Genomic DNA, 10022 nt, shown 5'->3' on the forward strand with positions numbered 1-10022 from the left:
GGTTCTTTAGCTACGGCGACGCAATGCTGATCACGTAACATTTCAGCCGGCGAGATCCAGGCAAATACCTGGAATGCGGCGAAAAGCTGCGAGCGAAAAAGGGAAGGGCCATGGTGAAGCCCTCCCTGCCTCACCATGGCCCTATCATTGCTGGAACGATGGCACCGATCGTTCCACCCTCCCAATCCATGGTACAAGGAGTATCGGATCGCACCGGTCAAATGCTTCAATCGATTTGGTGAGGTGCACCGTTTTTTCTGACGAGCGCAGCTTCCCTACGGCAAGGCAATGGTTTTGGGCTCAAGCCCGATTGTTTTGCAGCGAAAGAAGACTTGGTTTCAGTGGAACCAAGCGTTTGCGGGAGTAACCGGCGTTAGGTGACGTACTCTTCCTCCGCCTCTCCAGTCGGTCGCGAGATCTCGCCCGTGTCTTCGAGATGCCGGACAATGTCCACGATTTTCTGCTGGACGGCTTCGACTTCGCTGATCCGAACGCTGCCCAAATAGCCCATTTCTTCTTGCAGATTCTCGGCAGCACGCGAACTCATGTTTCGCAGTACCTTTTGTTGCAGCGCTTCGCTGGCTCCCTTGAGAGCCATGGCCCACTGTGCCGTTTCGACATTTTTGAGCAACGCTTGGATGTCTCGGTCGCCCAGTTTGGAAATGTCTTCGAAGACAAACATCAGACGTCGAATGTCCTCCGACAATTCGGGATCCTCGCGTCCGAGTGACTCCATGATTGTCCTCTCGATCGCACGTTCGACGACATTGAGGATCTCGGCGACGCTTTCGACCCCACCGGTGTTGCTGTGCTGCTGATTGACCATGTTGCTAAGCCGCAGTTCGAGGCCTCTTTCCAGCTCCGAGACGGCCGCAGGGCTGGTTCGACCGATCGAGGCGATGCGACGGATCACTTCGAGCTGTTTCACGCTATCAAGCCCACCTAGGACTTCGGCAGCATAGGACGAAGGCACATGCGAGAGCAACAAAGCAATCGTTTGGGGATGTTCTTCACCGATGAATTGCAGCAACGTTTGTGTATCAACTTTTTTCACAAAGCCGAAAGGCATTGCCTCGATGGTTTGCTGCAAATTGCCAATCAATTCGCTGGCATCGCGGCCCAGGGCTTCTTTAATGAGTTCTTTGGCGCGTTCCAGGCCACCGGGACTGGCGTAGATGGAGCTCGCTTTGCTGGTCAAAAACTCCGCAATCACCACTTCTTGCTCGTCGCCCCCCACAGAATCAATCTGGGCGATTTTGATACTGATCGTCTCGATTAAACGAGGCGGCAATTGCCCCAGAACCTTGGCCGCGACCTTGGTTGGAAGGCTCATCAGCAAGATTGCTGCTTTGGTCAGGCCGGGATCGTCGACAGTATTCATGGTCACAGAATTTTGCACTTCGATCGGAAACCTGCCACGCAAACGGATTGGTGTGAGGCACAACCGGGGAGCTCACTCCTCTTTCATCGGCAATCCAGCCAGGAAGCTCGATCGAAGGAAGTCTCTGCGCGCTTCGGCTCCGATTTGAATCAGAACATCTGGCAGAACCGGCAAAGTTGGCTAGCCTGAGACAGATTCGGGATGCCTTCCGAACGTCCGAACGATCATCCAGAGTACCGCCGCCGAGATGACCAGGCTGATCCAAGGAGAAAATCCCCACGAAGCGGGCAGCGTTCCAAACAGGATACAGATGGTGCCCACAACCAACGCGTACGGCATTTGTGTGCGGACGTGCAGCACGTGATTGCAGTCACACGCACGACTCGACAACACCGTTGTGTCGGACAAAGGAGAGCAGTGGTCACCGAAGATCGCTCCCGCCAAGACACTGCTGAACGTCGCCAAGCAAATTGGCGACATCGCCAAACTGGGGTCCGTTGCAGCCAAGGTCCCTCCCGCCTGGGCAATGTCCGATGCATCCAACAGGACCTTTTGCAGATCAATGGACAGCGCGACCGCGAGAGGCGTTAGGATCGCCATGGTTCCCCAACTGGTGCCGGTTGAGAAAGCGATGAACGCGGCCAAAAGGAAAACGCAGGTTGGCAGCCACTCGACTGGCAGACGCTCCGTCAAGATCGAGGCAAGGTAACCGCCGGTGTTCAGTTGGTCTTCGCCCGTCAAAGCAGACAGCCCCCAAGCAAGCCACAACACGGCCATGGCAGGCAACATTTGCAGCATGCCCTTCGCTGATCCCATGACCACCGACTCAGAAGAGACACCACTGAATGCGATCGCCAGGGCAGCCGCTGCGATCAAGCCGGCACCGCCGCCAGCAACCAGCGCGAGATAAGAATTGCCGGAGCCGATCACGTGACCAAAGTATTGCCACACCGACATTTCGGTCTCGACCGATTCCTGCAAACCGGTGTAGACGAGCACACCGCTGATGACGATCAAGCAAAACACGATCGGCATGACAGCGGCAAAGATATCTGCCCAGGATCCCGCAGGGGATGGTTTGTTGTTGGAAGATGTCTTCGTTGTGGCCGCGTTTTCTTCCGCCCACATGGGACCGAAGTCTCGCCCCGATGTCGCAATGACGAACACGAACCACAACGCAAGCAGCGGATAGAACCGATAAGGAAGGCTCTGCAAGAACACAGCAAAGGTCATGTTCGTGGCTTCGATTCCCGCGTCCGCGAGCCCCTCTTGCAGGTAACTCAGCTCGGTCGCAACCCAGGTGCTCACGAGTGTCAGCCCAGCGACAGGCGCGGCGGTGGAATCAACCAAGTACGCAAGTTTGGCTTTCGAGATGCCATAGCGTTCCGCTGTGGTTCTCATCGTCCCACCCACCAACAAGGTATTGGCGTAGTCGTCGAAGAAAATCAGCAGCCCAGTGAACCCGATCAGGGACTGCCCACCGCGACGGGTCGAAACACGACGTGTCCAACCAGAGATCATTCGAGCCATGCTGCCAGAGGATTCCAGCACGCCGACCATGGCCCCAAGCAACAGCGTGAAAGCCAAGACGTGCAGGTGATCAAAGTCTCTGACGGAATCATCCACCGTGTGAAAAAACCGAGACAAGGCCCCCGAGACAAATTCAATCGGGCCGCTGGACTCGCGGGAAGCCAGCGTGGCGGTGCCAACCAAAATGCCGATCGCCAAGGGCACCAAAACACGGCGAGTGATCAGCGCCAGGACAATCGCGACGGCGGGCGGCAGCAGCGATTCGATGCCGTCGGTCATGGCAGGCTCCGTCAAAAGATTGCGAGGTGGCGGCGTCTGCTATCGCAACCGCGACAAACGAACAGGCCCGGAACGGCTCTGACTTGCCGACGCTTTCGACAGGTTGGCATTCAAGTAGTGCGGCAGCAAGTCGAGGATTTCGGCTCGTTCATCAGCAAACGTTTCCAGGCCGTCGAGCAAATCCAATGCGTGCAATCGAATGGATGCCGCGTCTCGCCCACCATAACGGCCGGCGATCTTGGACCATCGGACTCCTAATTCGCCTCGTTCCTGGTCAGCGGCCTCGCCTTGACCCGACGATTCTCGCCATTGCATTTCCGCTTTCGAAGCCGATGCCAAACGCGAATCGGATGCCTTGCACATCAATGGCAGCCCCTCGTCCCAACGGCGGAGCTGCAGGCACAGGGTTCTTCCGAGCACTCCCTCCGATGCTTCGGATTGTCTCATACGGTCCAGTTCCGCATCGGTGGGCAGCGTCTTCATCGAAGCAAGCAGATCTTCGAGTTCTGAGCGAGCCACTTCGTCAGTTGTGAAAGCGATCAAGCGTTCGGCATCAAATCCGAACGACGAGCACCATTGATGTTCGTTGTTCAAAATCAACTGGTCCAACAACTCGTTGGATCGCAGGAGCAGATGATTGAGATGGTCGGTGGTGGAAATCGTCAACCGGCAAGCACGCCAGCTATCAATCAACTGCCGAATCATCGGATCCGACCAAGCCAAAGATTCATCCACCGTTGAATCAGCGGAAGGCGGCGGAGTGGTGTCTGTGACTGCGGCGGTCAACGCCGCCAAGTCCTCCGCGCGCCGACAGGTCGTCTCAAATGGCTCGGCAAGCCAACTGGCACGCAGGCTGAGACGCATCGCCGCGATATGCTCCAGCGACCCACTGCCCGCCAGTTCGGCGATCAGTTCCCATTGGTCGATCAATCCGGCTGCTTCTGACAAACGGAAACTGCGAGTGGCACGCTCGGTCTCGTCCCACAATTCCTGCGTCGCTTCACTGATTTGAACTTCCGTCCATCGTGGCTCGGCAGGCAGGGGGTCATCCTCGGCCGTGGGAAAAGGCTCTGCTGGCAAATTAGCCGGAGCGTCCATCGAAGCGTCTTCAGTCGGGCTGGTCGTTGTCGCATCCGCGGCCAAGGAATCCAATGCCGAGGGAAGCGTCATGGAAGAGTCGGGACCATCGCGATCGGTTTCGCCCGCGTCCGGCTCGGCGGGGTCAGCTTCATTGACCGCAATCGCAACATCAGAGTCCGCGCCGGCTGAGGTGTCTTCTGCCGGCGTCTCAGCGGCAACTTCCTTGACAGCAGGAACGCTGGAATTGGACGCAGGCTCAAGTGATGTCGAATCGACCGATTCGCCGGGATTGGATTCTGGTTCGGCAATCTCAGCGACTGCTGGCTCGGTCGCATCGGGGGCGACCGGAACAGCACGGTCCATGTCCTGGACAGCGATCGATGATTGGTTCGCTTGGCGCGCCCCGAGCCAGTAAGCCAAATAGAACGTCGCGGAAAGACAGAGGACCGACAGCCCGATCAGAGTACGAACCTCTGACATCCAGCGTTTCAGCCGCCCGCGATTCGCTCGCATCTCTTCCAATACCAACTCGCTCTCGTTCCGAGGTGGCAAGTCGTCCAGCAAAGATTCCGTGTGCGGTTGAACCCAATGAGTCGGCGTCGTTGCTGCCGCGACTTTTTGAGGATCGCTGGCATCGATGGCCAATTCAACCAACTGCTCGCGGGGAGTGCCTGGCGAGGCAACTTGGCTCTCAGGGAACAGCACATTGCTTCGAGCTGAAAGATCTCGGTCGCTGCCCTCGAAAATGATTTCCTGAGAAAAGGATTTGCAAGTGACGCTTTCCAATTCGAATGGCAGAATCCGGCCCAGTTGCACCTGTTGATGTCGATCAATCCGGTACCGCGGATCCATCACTCGATAGGCAGACGTGATCACACGCGCCAGATGACATTCGTTGATCGTCGACGGCTTGCTGACCTGAACCGATGCGAGCGCCCCCGCGCTGCGTTTGGTAGCGGTGCGAATGATATGAAGGCGACTCTCGTTGGTACGCAAACCCAATGTCGCGAAATGCAAGTCGTCCAACCGTTCCGTCGCCGCCTGCGGATTCGGATGGCATTGCCGGATTTGATCGAAAATCGAATCGCCCGAGTCACCGTCGCCATTGTCCGGCAAATCATCGGATTCCGCCGTCGGCAATCCTGGACGAGTCAACGCATCCCCCGCCGTCGCCTCACGATCCGAATCCGGAATCGTGTCGTCGATCGAAGCGTCGATCGGTCGATTGTCTGGGGGAGTTTTATCGGACATGTTCGAAAGTGCGAACCGAAGTTCAAGTGACAACGTTCGGTGGCGGAGTCCAAGGCTTCAAACGTTACACAACGTGAAGGCTTGGCGAAGCGAGGCGATCGGATCCGGGTTGGAGGGAATGAATTCTTGCGCGAGGAAACCAGTATAGCCGGTCTGCCGGATGGTCCTGATGATAGGTGGATAGTTGATTTCTTGGTTAAAATCCAGCTCTCCGCGGCCCGGATTGCCCGCGGTGTGATAATGCCCCACAAAATCGTGATAACGGCGGACATGCCGGATCACGTCCCCGTGCATAATTTGCACGTGGTAAATGTCAAACAGCAGTTTCATGGCCGGCGAATCCACGGCGCGAATCAAATCCACGCATCGGTGGATGTCATCGCCCCAATATCCCGGGTGCCCCTTCATCGGATGAGAGTCGTCGACGCTGTTGAGATGCTCGAGGACAATTTGAATGCCTTTTTCTTCGGCGTAGGCGGCCACAGGCTTCCAACAATCGACGCAGTTTCGGAAGGCGCTTTCCTCGGTGATTCCAGGGGTTCTCATTCCCGTGAAAGTGATGACAGAGGGTGAACCGTACTGCACCGCCAAATCGATTCCCTTCCGAAGCGATCGTTCCACGGAAGGGTGATTGTCGCGGTTCAAAGGTCCTTTTTGAAATCCGTGGCTACCGACGAGCGAAATCTCGAGCCCCAACTCCTTGATGGCAGGGTAGTGCTCGGCACCGACGCCTTCCAACGCGGTGTAGCCGATCTTCTTCGCTTCGGCGGCCAATGTCATCACCGGCATCGGTTTGAAACACCAACCCATGATCGATTGCCGGATCGGAGTCACGGGAGAACTGGTTCCATCGGCCTCCGGCTTGGAAAGTTTGCTCGGTTGTCGGGGAGTCAGCGGTGGTTGAGTCGGCATCGCGGAGTTCCGTCATGGGGGGGAGACATCGGGGAACACACATCATGATCCCCTTTGGCACCTTCATTCAACTAGTGAGTTTGATTGTAGTGGACGAGGCGACGAGTCCTTGGTTTTGACGCCAGTTCAGGACTCGTCCCCTCGTCCGCTACCCTGAAAGTAAGTCGTGACAGACCACGAGGAAATGGGCGTGGACCTCCGAGGGGCGCTGACAGAGCCGGCCTGCGGCAGGGCGATCGGGCCGCGAAAAAGGGAGAAAGTTGCGTGAGTTTTCGACTTCGGATTCAAGCTTTGTGATTCGCCCGCAAATTCCTCTCAAGTTACCTAATCGGCACGGTCGATACTTCTTTCACGCGACGCCCTGGCGTCGAACCCGCTCGGCTTGTTACATCCTGGTCATCGGGTTGCCAATCACTGCGGCCATGCCAACTGAAATCCACTCGTCAATGGAATGACTCTCTGTGACATCCCTCACTGCCCGTCATCAATCGAAATCGAATTCCGCCGATCTGAAACAAGCTCGCCGTGAAATGGAACTGGATCGCATGGCGGGATTGGAAAAGCCCAAAACCGTTGCGCTTCCGTTGGCCCAAGTGGCGCGATTGCTGATTGAAGCGGCTCAGTGCAACCGAACGTGGTTGATGGATTTCGCAGATGATGTGGTGCGAATCGACTCAGATTTGTATGACGTTCTTTTGGCGTACCAAGACCTCAGCAACGATCCGCGACCTGCTTGATCGGTTGCCCGATTTGGATTGGATTCACTTCCACGCACGACCTTCAACATTTGTAATTCAGGAGCATTGCCATCATGCGATCCATCGCTGTCATCAATCAAAAAGGTGGTGTGGGCAAAACGACCAGCAGCGTCAATTTGGCCGCCGCTCTGGCTCGATCCGGTCGTCGCGTCTGTGTGATGGATCTGGATCCACAGGCTCACGCGTCGTTGCATCTCGGAATCACCGCCATCGACGGAAGTGTCCCCTCGATGTACGAAGTCCTGTGCAGCGATGTTTCGCTTTCAGAGGCTCGCCAACAAGTCGGTGAAAACCTATTTGTGGTGCCCTCGAACTTGGACTTGGCTGCCGCCGAAATGGAATTGGCCGGCGAAGTCGGACGCGAAATGATCTTGAGCGACAAGCTCGCCGACGACGAAGAAGATTTCGACTACTTGGTTTTGGATTGCCCACCAAGTTTGGGCGTGCTCACGCTCAACGCTTTGGTTGCTGTCGAGGAAGTCTTCCTGCCGCTTCAACCGCACTTTTTGGCGTTGCACGGTTTGTCGAAACTATTGCGAACGATCGAGGTCGTCTCGCGCCGCATGAACAACAAATTGCGTCTGAGCGGAGTCGTGTTGTGCATGTACGACGCAAACACGCGATTGGCCGCTGAAGTCAGCACCGATATCGACGAGTTCTTTGCTGCCTCCAAGGACGGACGCGAATTCTTTACGGGCGCCAAGTTCTTTGACACCCGAATTCGCCGCAACATCCGTTTGGCGGAAGCCCCCAGTTTTGGGCAGTCGATCTTCGACTACTCCAGCGACAGCAACGGAGCGGTGGACTATCAATCGCTGGCGGAAGAAGTGCTGGCACAAGAAGAAGCCGGTGCTGCGAAAAACACCCACGAACTGGGACGAAGTGCTGGCACCCAAAACGCTCGCATGGCCGCCTGAGCCGTGGCCCGAGAAATCACTCGGGCCAGTTCAGTTCAGCCACTGGGTCCCGTGGTGTGACCACTGCGGAGACCGGGACCGGATGCCCCAAAATCACAAACGTATTTTGAAACGCATCGTGCGGACCATGTCCCGTTGGGTGAACGGTGTTCCGAGCGGTGTCGACGAACAAGTCACATCGCACATGACTAGGCGGGGTGGCTTTTGCCTGCTCGTCCGCTGAAACCACGTACTCCGCGAACCACCACACGTGGATGCCTTCTTCACGGCGTCCCACCCAGCGATAATTCGCTGCGTTGACAACGGTTGATTCCGGCACGCACGCATCGTCATTGGCGAATGTCATGTGGCGACCAAAAGCCAACTGGTGGGGGCTGAACTCGATCGCTGATTCGTCGCCATCAACGGAAGACGAATCGACCGCCGACTTTGAATCGGAGTTTGAGCGTTTGGCTCGCAATTTCTTGAGCGTCGCCTCCGCTTCCTTCAGCAAACGTTCTTCGTCCCCAAGTGCCAAGCGAAATGCAATTTCAATTCGCTCGGTCTCAGGGTTCCACTGAAGTTCACACAAGGTTTCCTGTGTGGGATGAAGCAGCATCCCACTCAGAAGAATCCAGCAAGCAGTGACCCAAGCAATCATTCGTCAGAGGCCTCAGGCTTCTTTTTCTCTGACTTCTTGGCATCATCTTTTTTCTCTTCAGCTTTTTTCTCTTCAGGCTTTTTGTCGCCCGACTTTTTGCTGTCAGCTTTCTTTTCTTCCGTCTTGGCAGGTTTGTCGGCCTTGGCCTCAGGTTTGTCAGCGTCGTCCGCCTTGGGCTTGGACTCTTTCTTTGCCTGCTCAGCCTTTTTCTCTTCCTCGGCCTTCTTTTTCTGCTCCGCTTTTTTCTTTTCGGCAGCCTTTCGCATTGGGTTGCTCGATTTTCCGGACTGATAAAGCTTGAAGCGGCTTGGTTCCAACTTCGGCGGCCAATGGTTGTTGCTGCCATCGGTGTCGGCAATTTCTCGCTTGGGATCAATTTCCAAGCGAACGATTTCCTTTTCAGTTAGGAACAACCGTTTCACCGATTGGCTGTTCATCCGCCAAATCTCAGCCGGTAATTGAACATCCTCAGAAGTGTTGTCGGCGTAGTGAATTCGCAAAGGCACCGGCATCACCAACCCGCCTTTGTTGGCGAATTGAATGACGTAGAACCGAGTGGTGCGACGCAACATCGCCCGTTGTTCGTCACTCAGCTTGTCGAGGAAACGCTGGTAGTTCTTGCGGTCGTTTTCCTCGACCTTGTCTTCGTCGTAATCCGGAGCGTTGTAGAAATCCTTGAGCCCGGGACGCCAATCGATTCGTCGGCGAAGCGGTAAAGCGTCGTTGCGTTCCTCGGTCACCGATTCTTCGCGTGCTTCTTTTTGCTTGCGTTTGCGTTCAGCGGTTTCGTCTGGATCACCGCTGTCGATCAAGTACAGTTCTACGCCTTCAATCGCGACGTCCACGTGATCAGTGCTGTAAAACCAACCACGCCAAAACCAGTCCAGATCTGTGCCGGACGCATCTTCGATGGTGCGGAAGAAATCACTGGGCGTGGGACGTTTGAATTTCCAACGTTTCGCATATTGCGAGAACGCATAGTCAAATCGTTCTCGTCCAAGCACTGTTTCCCGAAGGATGTTCAGTGCCGTGGCAGGTTTGCCGTAGGCGTTGGATCCGAACTGCAGAATTTCATCGCTGCTAGTCATGATGGGACGTTGATTGCTGCCCCGCATGTAAGGAACGATCTTTTCAGGTGGCCCACGGCGGGACGGGTAGTTGTCTTCCCATTCTTGCTCCGTCAGGTATTGCAAGAACGTGTTGAGCCCCTCGTCCATCCACGACCACTGACGTTCGTCGCTGTTGACGATCATCGGGAAGATCGGAAGAGCAAA

General features: G+C 55.9%; 8 protein-coding genes. 2 read left to right on the forward strand and 6 right to left on the reverse strand.

The window, feature by feature from the left end:
- Positions 1–373: 373 nt before the first annotated feature.
- From fliG to ACF8AM_RS03800, 4 genes are all read right to left on the reverse strand, one after another.
- On the reverse strand, positions 374–1381 hold the full coding sequence (gene fliG, locus ACF8AM_RS03785; RefSeq protein WP_392554353.1) for a flagellar motor switch protein FliG: 1008 nt from the start codon (positions 1379–1381) through the stop codon (positions 374–376).
- Positions 1382–1561: 180 nt separating this feature from the next.
- A complete protein-coding gene (locus ACF8AM_RS03790) occupies positions 1562–3190 on the reverse strand; it encodes a Na+/H+ antiporter NhaC family protein (RefSeq protein WP_392554354.1) in 1629 nt (542 codons plus the stop codon).
- A gap of 39 nt (positions 3191–3229) precedes the next feature.
- Positions 3230–5521, reverse strand: coding sequence for a hypothetical protein (locus ACF8AM_RS03795; protein ID WP_392554355.1), 2292 nt, complete (start codon positions 5519–5521; stop codon positions 3230–3232).
- A 57-nt stretch (positions 5522–5578) separates the two neighbouring features.
- Positions 5579–6433, reverse strand: coding sequence for a TIM barrel protein (locus ACF8AM_RS03800; protein WP_392554356.1), 855 nt, complete (start codon positions 6431–6433; stop codon positions 5579–5581).
- Between the two features lie 461 nt (positions 6434–6894).
- On the opposite strand from ACF8AM_RS03800, the gene ACF8AM_RS03805 reads away from it, so the two are divergent.
- Both ACF8AM_RS03805 and ACF8AM_RS03810 read left to right on the forward strand, forming a co-directional pair.
- On the forward strand, positions 6895–7170 hold the full coding sequence (locus tag ACF8AM_RS03805) for a hypothetical protein (RefSeq protein WP_392554357.1): 276 nt from the start codon (positions 6895–6897) through the stop codon (positions 7168–7170).
- 74 nt (positions 7171–7244) lie between these two features.
- Positions 7245–8108, forward strand: a complete 864-nt coding sequence (locus ACF8AM_RS03810) for a ParA family protein (RefSeq protein ID WP_392554358.1) — start codon at positions 7245–7247, stop codon at positions 8106–8108.
- Between the two features lie 16 nt (positions 8109–8124).
- Here the strand turns inward: ACF8AM_RS03810 and ACF8AM_RS03815 are convergent, their stop codons facing one another.
- Together ACF8AM_RS03815 and ACF8AM_RS03820 are read right to left on the reverse strand one after the other, a co-directional pair.
- The gene (locus tag ACF8AM_RS03815; RefSeq protein ID WP_392554359.1) at positions 8125–8706 is read right to left on the reverse strand and encodes a hypothetical protein; all 582 of its coding nucleotides are present in this window, start codon (positions 8704–8706) and stop codon (positions 8125–8127) included.
- Between the two features lie 38 nt (positions 8707–8744).
- Positions 8745–10022: M1 family aminopeptidase (locus tag ACF8AM_RS03820; protein ID WP_392554360.1), on the reverse strand; the 1278-nt coding region annotated here is incomplete at its 5' end.

The sequence above is a fragment of the Rhodopirellula sp. JB055 genome (assembly GCF_043100905.1).
Lineage (GTDB): Bacteria > Planctomycetota > Planctomycetia > Pirellulales > Pirellulaceae > Rhodopirellula.

What these genes read in the sequence shown, in the direction of transcription:
- fliG (WP_392554353.1), bottom strand. Translation starts at nt 1,381, where the DNA reads ATGAATACTGTCGACGATCCCGGCCTGACCAAAGCAGCAATCTTGCTG.
- ACF8AM_RS03790 (WP_392554354.1), bottom strand. Translation starts at nt 3,190, where the DNA reads ATGACCGACGGCATCGAATCGCTGCTGCCGCCCGCCGTCGCGATTGTC.
- ACF8AM_RS03795 (WP_392554355.1), bottom strand. Translation starts at nt 5,521, where the DNA reads ATGTCCGATAAAACTCCCCCAGACAATCGACCGATCGACGCTTCGATC.
- ACF8AM_RS03800 (WP_392554356.1), bottom strand. Translation starts at nt 6,433, where the DNA reads ATGCCGACTCAACCACCGCTGACTCCCCGACAACCGAGCAAACTTTCC.
- ACF8AM_RS03810 (WP_392554358.1), top strand. Translation starts at nt 7,245, where the DNA reads ATGCGATCCATCGCTGTCATCAATCAAAAAGGTGGTGTGGGCAAAACG.
- ACF8AM_RS03815 (WP_392554359.1), bottom strand. Translation starts at nt 8,706, where the DNA reads ATGCTGCTTCATCCCACACAGGAAACCTTGTGTGAACTTCAGTGGAAC.